Origin of the sequence: Streptomyces sp. NPDC047049, from assembly GCF_040643995.1 — a bacterium.
GTDB classification, from domain to species: Bacteria; Actinomycetota; Actinomycetes; order Streptomycetales; family Streptomycetaceae; genus Streptomyces; species Streptomyces mooreae.
On record NZ_JBEYVM010000001.1, the window covers coordinates 768055 to 783439 of the forward strand.

Below are 15385 nucleotides of genomic sequence, written 5' to 3' on the forward strand. Positions count from 1 at the left end.
CCAGGTGGGGGGCCGGGCCCTCGTCGTGCGAGGGCGGCCGGGCGGGCGCGTATCCTCGTCTGCGTGCTTCTCTCAGACAAGGACATCCGGGCCGAGATCGACGCTGGTCGGGTGCGCATCGACCCCTATGAAGAGTCGATGGTGCAGCCGTCCAGCATCGACGTGCGGCTCGACCGCTATTTCCGGGTGTTCGAGAATCACCGCTATCCGCACATCGACCCCGCCATCGAGCAGACCGACCTGACGCGAGAGGTCGTGCCCGAGGGCGATGAGGCGTTCATCCTGCACCCGGGTGAGTTCGTGCTGGCCTCGACGTACGAGGTCATCACGCTGCCCGACGACCTGGCCTCCCGGCTCGAGGGCAAGAGCTCGCTGGGGCGGCTGGGGCTGCTGACGCATTCGACCGCCGGATTCATCGACCCGGGGTTCAGCGGGCACGTGACGCTGGAGCTGAGCAATGTCGCCACGCTGCCGATCAAGCTGTGGCCGGGGATGAAGATCGGGCAGCTGTGTATGTTCCGGCTGACCTCGCCGGCCGAGCACCCGTACGGCAGTGAGAAGTACGGCTCCCGCTACCAGGGGCAGCGCGGTCCGACGCCGTCCCGGTCGTTCAAGAACTTTCACCGGACGCAGGTATGACACCGCCGCTCCGGTGTGGGGGGCGCGCCCGACAGGGCGGGCGCGTGGCAGAGGGTGTGCACACAGAAGGTCTGAGAGAGATACGTGAGTGACGTGCGGGAGAACCTGACGTACGAGCGGTTCGGCGGGGCGATCCGCGAGCTGGCGCAGACGATCGCCGATGACGGGTACGAGCCCGATGTCGTGCTGTCGATCGCCCGTGGCGGGGTCTTCGTCGCGGGCGGTCTGGCGTACGCGCTGGACTGCAAGAACATCCACCTCGTGAACGTGGAGTTCTACACCGGGGTGGGGACCACGCTGGAGATGCCGGTCATGCTGGCGCCGGTGCCGAACGCGATCGACTTCTCGGAGAAGAAGGTGCTGATCGCCGATGACGTCGCCGACACCGGCAAGACGCTGAAGCTGGTGCACGACTTCTGCCAGGGGACCGTGGCGGAGGTCCGCAGCGCGGTGATCTATGAGAAGTCGCAGTCGCTGGTGAAGTGCGAGTACGTGTGGAAGCGCACGGACGACTGGATCAACTTCCCGTGGAGCGTGGAGCCGCCGGTGGTGCGGCGCGAGGGGCAGGTTCTCGACGCCTGAGGCGTCGGGCCGGGCCGGTCCTGCCTGAGCTGACCCGGCTGGCTGCCGGGTGCCGCCCCAGCCGGTTGCCGACCCGGCCGGTCGCTGAGTGTCGTCCCGCGTAAGGGAGTTGGCGGCCGGGTGGCCCGGGTGTGCTGCCCGGTGCCGGTTCCGGCCAATTCCGTTCCGGGTGTTCCGCTGTCGGCTGCCTCCGCGTACAACCCGCGGTAACAGCAGACCGGAGGGGAGGCCCCATGGTGCGTGCGAGACGTGGGCGGCGGGCGTTACGCGGGCAGTGGACGTTACGTGGCCAGTGGGCGTTACGTGGCCGGCGTACGGGAGCAGGGTCCCGTACGGGAGGCCGGGTGCGGGCGGGGTGCGGGCGGCGGCTGAGGGGCGGTGTGGTGGTTTCGGCCGCGGCGCTGGCCGTGGTGTTCTCCGGGGGCGTGGGCGGGGCGAATGCCGCCACCGCTACCGGCACGGCCACCGGCACCGCAGCGCGTCCGACGGCGGCCGGGGCCGGGTCCGCGGCCGGCAAGCCGTTGGCGCCGGAGCTGGAGAAGGTCCGGGCGCGGGAGGCGGCCCGGCTCTACGGGGATCCGGCCGTGCGGCCCCTCGGGGAGCGGAAGACCTCGTTGATCTCGCTGGGGGACAGTGAGATCTCGGGGGAGGGTGTCGGGACGTACGAGCCGGGCACGGACGGGCCGGCGAACTGGTGTCACCGGTCGCCGGACGCGGCGGTCCACCGGACCGGTATCGCGGCGGATGTGACGTACAACGCCGCCTGCTCGGGCGCGGGCACCGGCAACATCGTGATCGGCGGCAGCAAGCAGTACGCCGATGAGCTGGTGCAGAGCGACGCGCTCGCCGTCGCGGCCCGTAACACCCGGCTGAAGATGGTGCTGCTGGTCGCCGGCGCCAATGACGATCTGCAGTTCGGGCCGGTGATGACGGACTGCGTGGTGCGCTGGTTCACGCTGCAGGGCACCTGCGAGCCGAAGTACCAGCCGGGGTGGCAGGCGCGGGTCGACGGGCTGGTGCCGAAGGTCGAGCGGACCGTCGGCGATCTGCGGACCGTGATGCGGGACGCGGGGTACGCGGACGGCGACTACCGGCTCGTGGTGATGTCGTATCCGAGTCCGATCGGGCCGGACGTCGAGGACAACCCGCACTACCCGGGGAAGCTGCCGGGCGGCTGCACGGGCTACACCTCCGACGCGGGCTGGGGGCGCAACACCGCCGTGCCGGCCTTCGAGCGGGGCATGCGCCGGGCCGCGCTGAACGCGGGGGCCACCTACCTCGACGCCTCGCGGCTCTTCCACGGGCACGAGGTGTGCATGGAGGACACCTGGGCCCGCGGGCTGTACGTGAACCTCACCAACCCGATTCCGCCGGACTCGAACTCCGTGCGGCAGTCCTTCCACCCCAACGCCCGCGGGCACGGCGCCTTCGCCTCGTGCCTGACCCAGCTGTACGCCACCACACTGCGCGAGGCCTCCTGCGCCGACTCCGCGAGCACCGGGCAGCCGAAGCTGTACGCGGGGGCCTGGGACGAGAGGTACCGGCCGCTGCGGAACGACGGCACGGGGAGTTGTGTGGACGCGACCGGCGGGTCCAGCCGTAACGGGACGGCGGTCGTCGGCTGGGACTGCCACGGGCAGCGCAACCAGGACTGGTGGTACGACGGCGAGCAGCGGTCGGTGCATGTGGGGCTGACGCAGGACCGGTGCCTGGATGTGCCGGGCGCGCAGTACCGGGCCGGGGCCGGGCTGGTGCTGTGGAACTGCTCGGGCGCGGCCAACCAGCAGTTCGTACGGGACGGTGGCGGCACGCTCCGGCCCGCCGCCGCGCCGTCGCTCTGCCTGACGCTGGGCGCGGCGAAGGAAGCGCTGCGGTTGCAGGGGTGCGACGGGTCGGCGGGGCAGCGGTTCATACAGGAGGACTGAGAGAGCCGGCGGACGTCTGGGGGACCAAAGGACGCTGAGGGGCCCGAGCAGGCCCGAGGCGGCTAGACCGTGTCGCCGCCCGTACGGCAAAGGGCCCGCTCCGGAGTCTGGTGCTCCGGGGCGGGCCCCTTGCGGTGGCCGGTACGGCTTTACAGGGTGCCGAGCTTCAGCAGGGCGAGCAGCGCGACCAGCTGGATCGACGAGGCGCCGAGGGCCTTGGGCCACGGCAGATCGTGCGTCTTGCTGACCATGGACGTCAGCAGATAGCCGCCGGCGAGCCAGGTCAGCCATCCCAGGACCTGGACCAGGGTGCTGTCACCGCCGAGGAACATCGCGAACAGCAGCCGGGGCGCGTCCGAGATCGCCATGATCAGCATGGCCAGGCCGATGGTCGGCTGCCAGGGACCGTCGCCGCCGAGCTGGCGGGCGAGGGTGTGGGTGACCGCGCCCAGGATCAGGCTGCCGACGATGAACATCACGGCGGTGATCGCCACCCACGGGATGCTGTTGGAGAGGGTGGCGTTGAGCACATCCTCGCGGGCCTTGTCGAAGCCGAAGACCGCGAGCAGGCCGTAGACGAAGGCGACGATCAGTGCCGGGGCCCACACCGCGTGGTCACGCATCTGCCAGAACGTGGGATCGGGGCGCAGCACGATGCCGGAGAGCAGCTGCTTCCAGTGCAGCCGGGGGCCGGCCGGCGGTGCGGTGCTCTGGCCGGCGCGGTAGGTGCCGCCGTCCGCGTACGCGCCGTCGGCGCCGTTGTCGTACCCGCTCTGGGGCGGGTCGTAGGCGTCCGGGGCGTCACCGACGCTGAACTGCTGGGTGTGGCCCGGGTTGTTGTCGTTCGTGTACGGCGCGTAGGCCTGCTGCGGGGGCTGGTAGCCACCGTCGCCGAAGTACTCGGGCTCATCGTGCCGTCCGTGCGGCTGTGGCTGCCCCTGCGGCCCGCCGTACTGCTGCGGTGCCTGCTGCCACTGCCCGTGCGGCGGCGGGGGCTGCTGCCCGTACGGCGCTTGCTGCCCGTACGGAGCCTGCTGCCCCTGGTGCCCCTGCTGTCCGTTCTGCGCGGGGCGGGTGTCCCGTCCGCGACCCATCCTGAATCCAGCCACATAGTCGAAAGTACCTGGTCTGCGCGGGCGGGGTGGCCGGGCAGGGGGATCGGGCGCGGGTTTGCATCTGAGCTGTGACATCCCCTAAGGGGTGTCACCCCCGGTCTCCAGGAGGCCGCGGCGCCCGGCACCGCATGTCCCCTACGGGTTTCCCCGAGGGAACCGCGGCCTGGGGACCGGGGTCCAGCGGAGGGTGAGGTCCGGAAGGTTCTCCATGTTGGCGCTGCCGTCGTCGGCGCCCACCACCCGGAAACCGTGGTGGGCGTAGAACGCCCTTGCATCGGTGTTGAGTTGGAAGACGTGCAGATACAGACCGCCGGGGCGGTGCCGTCGCGCCGCGTCGAGGAGGAGGGTGCCGATGCCGCGCCGGCGGACGTCCGGGCGGAGGTAGAGCTGGTCGAGCAGGTCTCCCTGTACGGCCGCGTAGCCCAGGAGCTCGGGGCCACGGGTGGCGACGAAGGTGTGACACTGCGGCAGCACGATCTCCCGGATCCAGCGGGTGACCTCGTCGTGGGTACGGCGCTGGGGCGGCAGGTAGGGCATGGTGGCCTGCCGTGACGCCTGGTGGACGGCGGCGATCGCGGGGGCGTCGGTGGGGAGGGCGAGCCGGACCGTGACGGGCGGGGCGGGCGGTGTCTCCCCCGGTGCGGGGCGCGCCCAGGCGCCGGGGTCGTCAGCCGTGTGCCTGCCCGTGTCTGTGTTCATGGCGTCATGCTCGGATGCGTCCCGGCGCCGGGCAAGTGTATTAGCCACCGGCCACAATCTCCTGGCGGTTCGTCAGGAGGGCGTGAAGTCCGCCGTGGTGAAGGAGAGGGCGGGGCGGGCGGTGAGGCCTGACGGGCCGCCGGGGAGGACCGTCACCCTGTCGTGGGTGCGGCCGCGCCGGGTGAACAGGACGAGGTCGGCGCGGTGGTCGCCGTCGAAGTCGGTGAGGGCGAGAACCGTGGAGTACGGGCGCCCGGCGCCGGGGAGACGGGGCACGGGCAGGTGGCGGGCGGCGGCGGAGAGGCCGGCCGCGGTGCCGCTCAGCAGGGCGGGGCGGGTGCCGCCGATCACAAGATCCGGGTGGCCGTCGTGGTCCACATCGGCGGCGGCGAGGGTGGGAACCCCACCGGTGTCCGCCCGGATCCGGCCGGGGCGGCCGCCGACGGACAGCTCCCCGCCGGTGTCGGCGGTGACCGAGGTCACCCCCCGCCCGGCCCCGGCGAACCGCCCGAAGGCCGTGGCGTAGCCGGGCGGGTAGGCGGCCGGGCCGGCCTTGAGGGGGCCCTCGGGGCCGCCGAGGGCGAGGCGGCTGCGGGCGCGGCGGCCGGGGGCGGCGGAGCGTACGAGGAGGTCGTCGGCGCCGTCGTGGTCGATGTCGGCGGACGGCGCGAGGGGCCCGGCGGCGGCCAGGGCGGTGCCGGGGACGGGGAGCGGGGCGCCGGCCGCCGCGGGGGCGCCGGTGCGGGTGAAGGGGCCCTTCAGGTAGCTGATCCGGGGCCCGGAGGCGGTGACGGCCAGGTCGTTCGCGCCGTCGCCGTCGAAGTCGCCGCAGACCGGCTGACCGGGCCATTCGTTGCCGAACCGCGCCCGGTCGGGGATGCGGAGCTGCACGGCGCGGGCGGCGCCGAGGCCCCGGGGCGAGCCGAAGAGCAGCTGGACGGGGACGGGCGGGCGGCCCACGCCGTCGTAGGGCGGGTCGGTGGTGACGACGAGATCGCTGAAGCCGTCCCGGTCGAGGTCGCAGACGGTCTCGGCGTCGAAGGCGGCGGGCACGGCCGGACCGGTGCGGGCGGCGTTGCGGGCCGGGGTGAGCAACTCCCGGGTGGCCGGGGCGAGTCCGTGCGCGGAGCCGTAGAGGATGCCGATGCCCGGGTCGTCGTCGCGGCCGCGGGCGGGGGCGAGCAGGCTGTCGAGGACGAGATCGGGGTGGCCGTCGCCGTTGAAGTCGGCGGCGGTCTTGCTGCCCCGGCCGGCCGGGACGGGGCGCGCGGCCGGCAGCGACGAGGCGCGGTGCGGGGCGGTGCGGTGCGGGTCGCCGGAGGGGGAGAGCAGGCCGCAGGAGCCGAGGAGGAGGGCCAGCCCGAGGCCCGCTGCCGTGGCGATCCGTCTGCGCATCGTGTCCCCGCCCCGCCCGTACCGCTGTGGTCGTGTCGTCGTCCGCGGCCCGGGGTGCCCGGGTGCCGCCGTCCTGCCGTCCGCGGCCCGGGGTCCCGGTGCCGCCGTCCTGCCCTGCCCGTCCGCGCCCGCGGTACGAACCGCCGACGGCCGGCCCCGTGCGAACAGGGGACCGGCCGTCGGCCAACGCGCTGGTGCGCGCCGTTACTTCGTCACTTCACCGGTTCCGGCTCCGGCGCGTCCTCGGTCTCCTCGTCGCCCGCCGGGTCGACGGGGGTCTTGACGGAGTCCAGCAGCAGCTGGGCCACGTCGACGACCTGGACGGATTCCTTGGCCTTGCCGTCGTTCTTCTTGCCGTTGACCGAGTCGGTGAGCATGACCAGGCAGAACGGGCAGGCCGTCGAGACGATGTCGGGGTTGAGCGACAGGGCCTCGTCGACGCGCTCGTTGTTGATGCGCTTGCCGATGCGCTCTTCCATCCACATGCGGGCACCACCGGCGCCACAGCAGAAGCCGCGCTCCTTGTGGCGGTGCATCTCCTCGTTCCGCAGGCCCGGCACCTTGGCGATGATCTCGCGCGGCGGGGTGTAGACCTTGTTGTGGCGGCCCAGGTAGCAGGGGTCGTGGTAGGTGATCAGACCCTCGACCGGGGTGACGGGGGTGAGCTTGCCCTCGTCCACCAGGTGCTGGAGCAGCTGGGTGTGGTGGATGACCTCGTACTCGCCGCCCAGCTGGGGGTACTCGTTCGCGATGGTGTTGAAGCAGTGCGGGCAGGTCGCGACGATCTTCTTCGACGCCTTGGGCTTCCTGGTCGACTCGTCCTCGTCATCCTCACCGAAGGCGGCGTTCAGCGTGGCGACGTTCTCCGCGCCGAGCTGCTGGAAGAGGAATTCGTTGCCCAGGCGGCGCGGGGAGTCACCGGTGCACTTCTCGTCGCCGCCCATGATCGCGAACTTCACGCCGGCGATGTGCAGCAGCTCCGCGAAGGCCTTGGTGGTCTTCTTGGCGCGGTCCTCCAGGGCGCCGGCGCAGCCGACCCAGTAGAGGTATTCGACCTCGGTCAGGTCCTCGATGTCCTGGCCGACGATCGGGACCTCGAAGCCGACCTCCTTGGTCCAGGCCAGCCGCTGCTTCTTGGCCAGGCCCCAGGGGTTGCCCTTCTTCTCCAGGTTCTTGAGCATCGTGCCCGCCTCGGACGGGAACGAGGACTCGATCATGACCTGGTAGCGGCGCATGTCGACGATGTGGTCGATGTGCTCGATGTCGACCGGGCACTGCTCGACACAGGCGCCGCAGGTGGTGCAGGACCACAGGACGTCGGGGTCGATGACGCCGTTCTCTTCGAGGGTGCCGATCAGCGGGCGCTCGGCCTCGGCCAGCGCGGCCGCGGGCACGCCGGCCAGCTGCTCGGCACTCGCCTTCTCGTTGCCCTCCTCGTCCTTGCCGCCGCCCGCGAGCAGGTACGGCGCCTTGGCGTGCGCATGGTCGCGCAGCGACATGATCAGGAGCTTGGGGGAGAGCGGCTTGCCGGTGTTCCAGGCGGGGCACTGCGACTGGCAGCGGCCGCACTCGGTGCAGGTGGAGAAGTCGAGCAGCCCCTTCCAGGAGAAGTGCTCGACCTGGGAGACGCCGAACTGGTCGTCCTCGCCCGGGTCCTCGAAGTCGATCGGCTTGCCCTCGCTGGTCATCGGCTGCAGCGCGCCGAGCGCGACGGAGCCGTCCGCCTCGCGCTTGAACCAGATGTTGGGGAAGGCCAGGAAGCGGTGCCAGGCGACACCCATGTCCGTCTTCAGCGAGACCGTGATCATCCAGATGAAGGACGTCGCGATCTTGAGGCCGGCGAAGAAGTAGGTGAGGTTCTGCAGGGTGCCGAGGCTCATCCCCTTGAACGCCGCGACCAGCGGGTACGAGAGGAAGTACGCCGCCTCGTAGTGGTCGACGCCGTGCTGGGCGCCCTCCAGGGCGTGCAGCGTCACGATGCAGATGCCGACGATGAGGATGACCGACTCGACGAAGTACGCCTGGCCGGTGTTGGAGCCCGCGAAGCGGGACTTGCGGCCGGCGTTGCCGGGGCGGCTGAGCTGGCGGATGACGATCAGGACGATGATGCCGACGGTCGTCAGCGTGCCCATCGCCTCGACGTACATCTCCCACGGCAGCCAGTCGCCGATGACCGGGATCAGCCAGTCGGCCTGGAAGAGCTGGCCGATGGCGTTGACGATCGTCAGCAGCAGGGTGAGGAAGCCCACCGCCACGAACCAGTGCGCGACGCCGACGACGCCCCAGCGGTTCATGCGCGTATGGCCGACGAACTCCCTGGCCACCGTCACGGTCCGCTGGACGGGGGCGTCGGTCCGGGTGCCGGCGGGCACCGGAGCGCCCAGTCGCAGCTGGCGGTAGATCTGCAGGAGGGCGCGGCCGAACAGCGCCACGGCGACCGCGATGAGCACCAGCGACACGATGATCGCGGCGAGTTGCATGGGAGGCTCCTCGTACCTGCGAGAGCGGAAACGGAGTAACTACTAAGCGGTAACTTTTTTGGTCTGTCGCTGAGGTTACCCATTCTCCCCCGTGCCATGAAGCCGCCCGGCCGGTGATCTGCGTCGCGAAGGCAACCCTGGGTACATCCCCGGCGTCTTGGGCCCCGAAGCCTGGTGACGATAAGAGCGACATAAAACTTGAGTCCATGAGACTCAGGTCTGTTGACAGGTTTTCTTCGGTACTGCACTCTTGAGCCTGTTCCACTCAAGTCAGCTGGAGGAATTGAAATGGCACGTGCGGTCGGCATCGACCTGGGCACGACGAACTCCGTCGTCAGTGTTCTCGAAGGCGGTGAGCCCACCGTCATCACCAACGCCGAGGGCGCCAGGACCACGCCGTCCGTTGTCGCCTTCGCCAAGAACGGCGAGGTGCTGGTCGGCGAGGTCGCCAAGCGTCAGGCGGTCACCAACGTCGACAGGACCATCCGGTCGGTCAAGCGCCACATGGGCACCGACTGGAAGATCGACATCGACGGCAAGGGCTTCAACCCGCAGCAGATGAGCGCCTTCATCCTGCAGAAGCTCAAGCGCGACGCCGAGGCGTATCTGGGCGAGAAGGTCGTCGACGCGGTCATCACCGTTCCGGCCTACTTCAACGACTCCGAGCGCCAGGCCACCAAGGAGGCCGGTGAGATCGCGGGCCTCAACGTCCTGCGCATCGTCAACGAGCCCACCGCGGCCGCCCTGGCCTACGGCCTGGAGAAGGACGACCAGACCATTCTGGTCTTCGACCTCGGTGGCGGCACCTTCGACGTCTCGCTGCTGGAGATCGGCGACGGCGTCGTCGAGGTGAAGGCCACCAACGGTGACAACCACCTCGGTGGTGACGACTGGGACCAGCGCGTCGTCGACTACCTGGTCAAGCAGTTCCAGAACGGCCACGGCGTCGATCTGTCCAAGGACAAGATGGCGCTGCAGCGTCTGCGCGAGGCCGCCGAGAAGGCGAAGATCGAGCTGTCGTCCTCCACCGAGACGACGATCAACCTTCCCTACATCACCGCGTCCGCCGAGGGCCCGCTGCACCTGGACGAGAAGCTCACGCGCTCGCAGTTCCAGCAGCTCACCTCGGACCTCCTGGACCGCTGCAAGACGCCGTTCCACAACGTGATCAAGGACGCGGGTATCAACCTGTCCGAGATCGACCACGTGGTCCTGGTCGGCGGCTCCACCCGTATGCCCGCCGTCGCCGAGCTCGTCAAGGAGCTGACCGGTGGCAAGGACGCCAACAAGGGCGTCAACCCGGACGAGGTCGTCGCCATCGGCGCCACCCTCCAGGCCGGTGTCCTCAAGGGTGAGGTCAAGGACGTCCTCCTGCTGGACGTCACCCCGCTGTCCCTCGGTATCGAGACCAAGGGCGGCATCATGACCAAGCTCATCGAGCGCAACACCACGATCCCGACCAAGCGGTCCGAGATCTTCACGACGGCCGAGGACAACCAGCCGTCCGTGCAGATCCAGGTCTACCAGGGCGAGCGCGAGATCGCGGCGTACAACAAGAAGCTCGGGATGTTCGAGCTGACCGGTCTGCCGCCGGCCCCCCGCGGGGTCCCGCAGATCGAGGTCTCCTTCGACATCGACGCCAACGGCATCATGCACGTGACCGCGAAGGACCTGGGCACGGGCAAGGAGCAGAAGATGACCGTCACCGGCGGCTCCTCGCTGCCGAAGGACGAGGTCGACCGGATGCGCCAGGAGGCCGAGCAGTACGCGGACGAGGACACCAAGCGCCGCGAGGCCGCCGAGACCCGCAACCAGGCCGAACAGCTCGTCTACCAGACCGAGAAGTTCCTCAAGGACAACGAGGAGAAGGTCCCGGGCGAGGTCAAGACCGAGGTCGAGGAGGCCCTCACCGAGCTGAAGGAAAAGCTCAAGGGTGAGGACACCTCCGAGATCCGGACCGCCACCGAGAAGGTCGCGGCCGTCTCCCAGAAGCTGGGCCAGGCCATGTACGCCGACGCCCAGGGTGCGGCCGGTGCCGAGGGCGCTGCGGGTGCCGAGGGTGCCGAGCAGGCCAAGGCCGATGACGACGTCGTGGACGCCGAGATCGTCGACGACGAGAAGCCCAAGAAGGACGGTGCCGCGTGACGGAGGAGACCCCGGGCTTCGACGAGAAGCCCGACGTCCCTTCCGACGCCGCTCCCGAAGACGCGGCGCAGGCCGAGTCCGCCGACAAGGCGGGCTCGGCCCCGGCCGGGGACGTAACGGACGTAGCGCTCCAGGCGCAGCTGGACCAGGTACGTACGGCGCTCAACGAGCGCACGGCGGACCTCCAGCGGCTCCAGGCGGAGTACCAGAACTACCGCCGTCGGGTGGAACGGGACCGGGTCACGGTCAAGGAGATCGCCGCGGCGAACCTCCTGTCCGAGCTCCTTCCCACCCTCGACGACATCGGCCGTGCCCGGGAGCACGGCGAACTGGTCGGCGGCTTCAAGTCGGTGGCCGAATCGATGGAGACCGTGGTCGCCAAGCTGGGTCTGCAGCAGTTCGGCAAGGAGGGCGAGCCCTTCGACCCGACGATCCACGAGGCACTGATGCATTCGTACGCACCGGATGTCACCGAGACGACGTGCGTGGCGATCCTGCAGCCCGGGTATCGCATCGGTGAACGAACGATCCGCCCCGCGCGGGTCGCCGTCGCCGAGCCCCAGCCGGGCGCTCAGGGCGCCAAGTCCGCCTCCGACGAGGACCCCAAGGCTTCGGACGAGGAGAACGGTGGCCCGGACGAGGGCTGACGTGAGGACAGAGAGTAAATCCGTGCGGGAGGAGGGACGTCGGGGATGAGCACCAAGGACTTCGTCGAGAAGGACTACTACAAGGTCCTCGGCGTCCCGAAGGACGCCACCGAAGCGGAGATCAAGAAGGCGTACCGCAAGCTCGCCCGGGAGTTCCACCCGGACGCCAACAAGGGCGACGCCAAGGCCGAGGAGCGCTTCAAGGAGATCTCCGAGGCCCACGACGTCCTGGGCGACACCAAGCGCCGCAAGGAGTACGACGAGGCGCGGGCGCTGTTCGGCAACGGCGGCTACCGCCCGGGTCCGGGCGGCGGCGGCTCCTTCAACTTCGACCTGGGTGACCTCTTCGGGGGCACGCCCGGTCAGGGCGGCGGGGGCGGCGGCTTCGGCGGCGGGCTCGGGGACGTCTTCGGCGGCCTGTTCAACCGCGGCGGCGCCGGTACGCGCACCCACGCGCGCCGCGGCCAGGACATCGAGTCCGAGGTGACGCTCAGCTTCACCGAGGCGGTCGACGGGGCCACGGTCCCGCTGCGGATGTCCAGCCAGGCGCCGTGCAAGGCGTGTTCGGGCACCGGCGACAAAAACGGTACGCCGCGGGTCTGTCCGACCTGTGTCGGCACCGGCCAGGTCAGCCGGGGCGCGGGCGGTGGCTTCTCGCTCACCGACCCGTGCGCCGACTGCAAGGGCCGGGGCCTGATCGCCCAGGACCCCTGCGAGGTCTGCAAGGGCAGCGGCCGGGCGACCAGTGCCCGCACGATGCAGGTCCGCATCCCCGCGGGCGTCTTTGACGGGCAGCGCATCCGGCTGCGCGGCAAGGGCGCTCCGGGCGAGCAGGGCGGCCCGGCGGGCGATCTGTATGTGGTTGTGCATGTCGATGCCCACCCGGTCTTCGGCCGCAAGGGCGACAACCTCACCGTCACGGTGCCGGTCACCTTCCCGGAGGCCGCGCTCGGTGGTGAGGTCAAGGTGCCGACGCTGGGCGGCCCGCCGGTGACGCTGAAGCTGCCGGCCGGCACCCCCAACGGACGCACCATGCGCGCCCGGGGCAAGGGTGCGACCCGTAAGGACGGCACACGGGGTGATCTGCTGGTCACCATAGAGGTGCTGGTCCCGAGTGACCTCAGCGGCAAGGCGAAGGAGTCGCTGGAGTCCTATCGCGAGGCGACCGCGGGCCCGGACCCGCGGGCGGAGCTGTTCCAGGCCGCGAAGGGAGCTTGAGATGGACAGCCGGGGCGGGCAGCGTCGTAACCCCTATGAACTGACCGAAGAGTCGCCGGTGTATGTCATCTCCGTCGCGGCTCAGCTCTCCGGACTGCATCCGCAGACCCTTCGGCAGTACGACCGGCTGGGGCTGGTCTCGCCCGACCGCACGCCCGGGCGGGGCCGCCGCTATTCGGCCCGGGACATCGAACTGCTCCGTACGGTGCAGCAGTTGTCCCAGGACGAGGGCATCAACCTGGCCGGCATCAAGCGCATCATCGAGCTGGAGAACCAGGTCGTGGCCCTGCAGCAGCGGGTCGTCGAGCTGCAGGGCGCCCTGGAGGGCGCGGCCAGCGCGATGCAGCAGCGGGAAGCGGCGGTGCACGCCTCCTACCGGCGGGATCTGGTGCCGTATCACGACGTGCAGCAGACCAGCGCGCTGGTGGTGTGGCGGCCCAAGCGGCCGGAGTGATCCGGCCGGCCGGGGCGTGGGCTCCCGGCGCGTGAGGTGGCAAAGGGCCGGGGAAACCCGGCCCTTGTCGCGTTTTCGCGTGCGGCGTGCGGCGTGGGGCATGCGGTGCGCGGCGTCGTGCCGTGCCGCCGGTGTCCGTCGGCGTACGGCCGTGCCCGCTCAGCAGCCGTTGTACCCGGCCGTCGGCATCGACAGCCGGCGGTGCACCTGCGACTTCATCGCCAGGGTGTAGACCGGCTCGTCGAGGTCGGTGGTCTCCAGCCGCACCCCGGCCTCGGCGCACCGTGCGGTGAACTCGGCGGTGCCGTCGATGGCGTTCTCCAGTGCCCGGCGGTTGGGCGCCACGAACACATCCACCAGGCCCGCTTCGACATCGCGCCACAGCGCGCCGTGGTCGGCGCGCAGGTGGTGCAGGCTGAGCCGGCAGGTCAGGTGGTAGTCACGGGCTGCCGCCCACTGGGTGCACATGTCGTGCTGGCCGCGGTCGTCGACCAGGAACGGATCCTCGTCCAGCTCGGACAGCGGCATCAGGCAGGCGATCGCCGTGACTCGGACCGAGTTCATCGTGCCCTCCGGGGCGTGGCGACTGTGGGGGCGACGATACCCCCGCGGGTGGCCCGTGGAGGAGGGGCTGTACCGGGCGGCGAAGCGTAACCGCAGGCGTGACAGATCTTCCAGCCGTCCTGGCTGACGGCCAGTTGGCCGCCGCAGCGCGGGCAGAGCTCGGCGTGCGGGTGCGGCCGGGCGGGGGGCGGACGGCGCGGAGCGGTCGTCACGATGCGCACTGCCGACGCCATGCGGCCTCCAGCTGCCGTCTTTTGCCTGGGGCAGGCCCGATGCCGTCCGTCCTTGCACGGAGCTGTTCGGTTCCCGTCACTCCTGAGTACCAGGTGGACGGCCGGGGACGGAGCGGGAAGGTCCGTTTTCAGCCAGGGCCGGGGGCTCGGCAGGGCGTGGGCTCAGCGGGGCACGGGGGCGGCGGGAGGACGCTCAGGCCCGCCCCATCGCCTTGGTCACCGCGATCTCGATCATGACGCGATCGGGGTTGGGCGTCGGCATCCGGCCGTAGCGCTCGGCGTACCGGCGCACCGCGTCGGCCACCGACTCGGCGTCCGTACGCACCCGCGCGATGCCCTCCAGGGTCGCCCAGCGCCCCTTGTCGACCTGGCACACGGCGACGGTGGCGCCGTCCGCCCCGGCGGCGACGATGTTCTTGACCTTGGTGCTGTCCTTGCGGGTGATGATCCGCGCGATCCGCTGCCCGGCGTCGTAGGTGACGCCTACCGGGACGACGTGCGGGGTCCCGTCCGTACGCAGCGTGGTGAGCGTCGGCATCAGGTACTCGCCCCAGAAGGCGAGGTATTCCGGGCTGAGGGCGCTGAGGTCATGGGCCATGGGAGCAAGGGTAGGCCGGGGCCCGGGGGTCAGAGGAAGTCGGTGGTTTCCAGCTCGAAGGAGAAGGGGGCGGGGAGGGGGAGGGGTTTGCCGAGGGGGGCGGTGTTGTGCCCTACGTAGTCGTCCCCGGAGGGATCGCTGAAGAGCGTGATGGTGGCTTTGCTGCGGTCCACCAGCAGGTAGAGCGGGATACCGGCGCGGGCGTAGCCGTGGCGCTTGGCGACACGGTCCTTGTGGGGCTTGCTCGACGTCACCTCGACGACCATGGCAACGCCGTCGCTGGGCATCCAGGGAGGGGCGCCGCGGAAGAGGCGCAGCGCGCGTGGGGCGATGGTGGCGTCGGGGATCACGTGGTCCGCGGGCTGGCCCGCTGCGTGGGAGAGGACGAGTCCTTTGTGCCCCGAGAACTGCATGGCAGTGGCGGACATCTGCATCACCTGCTCGAAGACGAGACTCAGGTAGTCCTCGTGGTCGCCATCCGGCGGCGGTGTCACAGCGATCTCCCCCTCGATGAGCTCGGCCCGGAAACCCGTCGGGGTCTCCAGCGCCAGAAAGCCTTCCAGGAGGATGTCGTCCTGCGTGGGCATCGGCTCGTGTGCCATAGCCGTCATGCTGCACCTCCTTGTGGTCGAAGGCCAGTGTCACCAGGCGGCGGGGACGGGCGGGCGCGATCGGCCACGATTCCCTCGCA

Annotated in this window: 14 protein-coding genes; 7 read left to right on the plus strand and 7 right to left on the minus strand. The window is 70.5% G+C overall.

The annotated features are described in order from the left end of the window. Nucleotides 1-63 precede the first annotated feature (63 nt). From dcd to ABZ851_RS03575, 3 genes are all read left to right on the plus strand, one after another. Nucleotides 64-639, plus strand: a complete 576-nt coding sequence (dcd, locus tag ABZ851_RS03565) for a dCTP deaminase (protein WP_129295524.1) — start codon at nt 64-66, stop codon at nt 637-639. Nucleotides 640-723: 84 nt separating this feature from the next. Further along, nucleotides 724-1221, plus strand: a complete 498-nt coding sequence (locus tag ABZ851_RS03570) for a phosphoribosyltransferase (RefSeq protein ID WP_088798612.1) — start codon at nt 724-726, stop codon at nt 1219-1221. 380 nt (nt 1222-1601) lie between these two features. After that, nucleotides 1602-3146: a ricin-type beta-trefoil lectin domain protein gene (locus ABZ851_RS03575; protein ID WP_361121499.1), complete on the plus strand. Its 1545-nt coding sequence runs from the start codon at nt 1602-1604 to the stop codon at nt 3144-3146. A gap of 149 nt (nt 3147-3295) precedes the next feature. Here ABZ851_RS03575 and ABZ851_RS03580 read toward each other — a convergent pair whose 3' ends face one another. The 4 genes from ABZ851_RS03580 to ABZ851_RS03595 all read right to left on the minus strand — a co-directional run bounded on the left by ABZ851_RS03580 (nt 3296) and on the right by ABZ851_RS03595 (nt 8835). Beyond that, nucleotides 3296-4240 carry a YIP1 family protein gene (locus ABZ851_RS03580; protein WP_361121821.1) on the minus strand — a complete coding sequence of 315 codons (945 nt, stop codon included), beginning with the start codon at nt 4238-4240 and terminating at the stop codon, nt 3296-3298. Nucleotides 4241-4396: 156 nt separating this feature from the next. Next, the gene (locus ABZ851_RS03585; protein WP_336047316.1) at nt 4397-4960 is read right to left on the minus strand and encodes a GNAT family N-acetyltransferase; all 564 of its coding nucleotides are present in this window, start codon (nt 4958-4960) and stop codon (nt 4397-4399) included. Nucleotides 4961-5032: 72 nt separating this feature from the next. After that, nucleotides 5033-6355, minus strand: coding sequence for a VCBS repeat-containing protein (locus ABZ851_RS03590; protein WP_361121503.1), 1323 nt, complete (start codon nt 6353-6355; stop codon nt 5033-5035). 212 nt (nt 6356-6567) lie between these two features. Then, nucleotides 6568-8835, minus strand: a complete 2268-nt coding sequence (locus ABZ851_RS03595) for a (Fe-S)-binding protein (protein WP_361121506.1) — start codon at nt 8833-8835, stop codon at nt 6568-6570. A gap of 288 nt (nt 8836-9123) precedes the next feature. On the opposite strand from ABZ851_RS03595, the gene dnaK reads away from it, so the two are divergent. Genes dnaK through ABZ851_RS03615 form a run of 4 tightly spaced genes read left to right on the plus strand, consistent with a single transcriptional unit; the run spans nt 9124 to nt 13299 of the window. Further along, the gene (gene dnaK, locus ABZ851_RS03600; RefSeq protein WP_361121508.1) at nt 9124-10980 is read left to right on the plus strand and encodes a molecular chaperone DnaK; all 1857 of its coding nucleotides are present in this window, start codon (nt 9124-9126) and stop codon (nt 10978-10980) included. Continuing rightward, nucleotides 10977-11627 carry a nucleotide exchange factor GrpE gene (grpE, locus tag ABZ851_RS03605; protein ID WP_336047313.1) on the plus strand — a complete coding sequence of 217 codons (651 nt, stop codon included), beginning with the start codon at nt 10977-10979 and terminating at the stop codon, nt 11625-11627. Before dnaK ends, grpE begins: the two co-directional genes overlap by 4 nt. Before the next feature lie 45 nt (nt 11628-11672). After that, nucleotides 11673-12845, plus strand: coding sequence for a molecular chaperone DnaJ (gene dnaJ / locus ABZ851_RS03610; RefSeq protein ID WP_361121514.1), 1173 nt, complete (start codon nt 11673-11675; stop codon nt 12843-12845). Nucleotide 12846: 1 nt separating this feature from the next. Next, nucleotides 12847-13299 (plus strand): helix-turn-helix domain-containing protein, encoded by a 453-nt coding sequence (locus ABZ851_RS03615; protein ID WP_361121517.1) that lies wholly within the window; start codon nt 12847-12849, stop codon nt 13297-13299. Between the two features lie 159 nt (nt 13300-13458). Here ABZ851_RS03615 and ABZ851_RS03620 read toward each other — a convergent pair whose 3' ends face one another. From ABZ851_RS03620 to ABZ851_RS03630, 3 genes are all read right to left on the minus strand, one after another. Next, nucleotides 13459-13863, minus strand: coding sequence for a hypothetical protein (locus ABZ851_RS03620; RefSeq protein WP_336047311.1), 405 nt, complete (start codon nt 13861-13863; stop codon nt 13459-13461). A 426-nt stretch (nt 13864-14289) separates the two neighbouring features. Beyond that, entirely contained in the window at nt 14290-14694 is a 405-nt protein-coding gene (locus ABZ851_RS03625; RefSeq protein WP_361121520.1) for a pyridoxamine 5'-phosphate oxidase family protein, read from the minus strand. Nucleotides 14695-14723: 29 nt separating this feature from the next. Further along, nucleotides 14724-15305, minus strand: a complete 582-nt coding sequence (locus tag ABZ851_RS03630; protein ID WP_361121523.1) for a Uma2 family endonuclease — start codon at nt 15303-15305, stop codon at nt 14724-14726. Nucleotides 15306-15385 lie beyond the last annotated feature (80 nt).

What these genes read in the sequence shown, in the direction of transcription:
- ABZ851_RS03615 (WP_361121517.1), top strand. Translation starts at nt 12,847, where the DNA reads ATGGACAGCCGGGGCGGGCAGCGTCGTAACCCCTATGAACTGACCGAA.
- ABZ851_RS03585 (WP_336047316.1), bottom strand. Translation starts at nt 4,960, where the DNA reads ATGAACACAGACACGGGCAGGCACACGGCTGACGACCCCGGCGCCTGG.
- ABZ851_RS03590 (WP_361121503.1), bottom strand. Translation starts at nt 6,355, where the DNA reads ATGCGCAGACGGATCGCCACGGCAGCGGGCCTCGGGCTGGCCCTCCTC.
- ABZ851_RS03580 (WP_361121821.1), bottom strand. Translation starts at nt 4,240, where the DNA reads ATGGGTCGCGGACGGGACACCCGCCCCGCGCAGAACGGACAGCAGGGG.
- dnaK (WP_361121508.1), top strand. Translation starts at nt 9,124, where the DNA reads ATGGCACGTGCGGTCGGCATCGACCTGGGCACGACGAACTCCGTCGTC.
- ABZ851_RS03630 (WP_361121523.1), bottom strand. Translation starts at nt 15,305, where the DNA reads ATGACGGCTATGGCACACGAGCCGATGCCCACGCAGGACGACATCCTC.
- ABZ851_RS03595 (WP_361121506.1), bottom strand. Translation starts at nt 8,835, where the DNA reads ATGCAACTCGCCGCGATCATCGTGTCGCTGGTGCTCATCGCGGTCGCC.
- dnaJ (WP_361121514.1), top strand. Translation starts at nt 11,673, where the DNA reads ATGAGCACCAAGGACTTCGTCGAGAAGGACTACTACAAGGTCCTCGGC.
- ABZ851_RS03625 (WP_361121520.1), bottom strand. Translation starts at nt 14,694, where the DNA reads ATGGCCCATGACCTCAGCGCCCTCAGCCCGGAATACCTCGCCTTCTGG.
- ABZ851_RS03620 (WP_336047311.1), bottom strand. Translation starts at nt 13,863, where the DNA reads ATGAACTCGGTCCGAGTCACGGCGATCGCCTGCCTGATGCCGCTGTCC.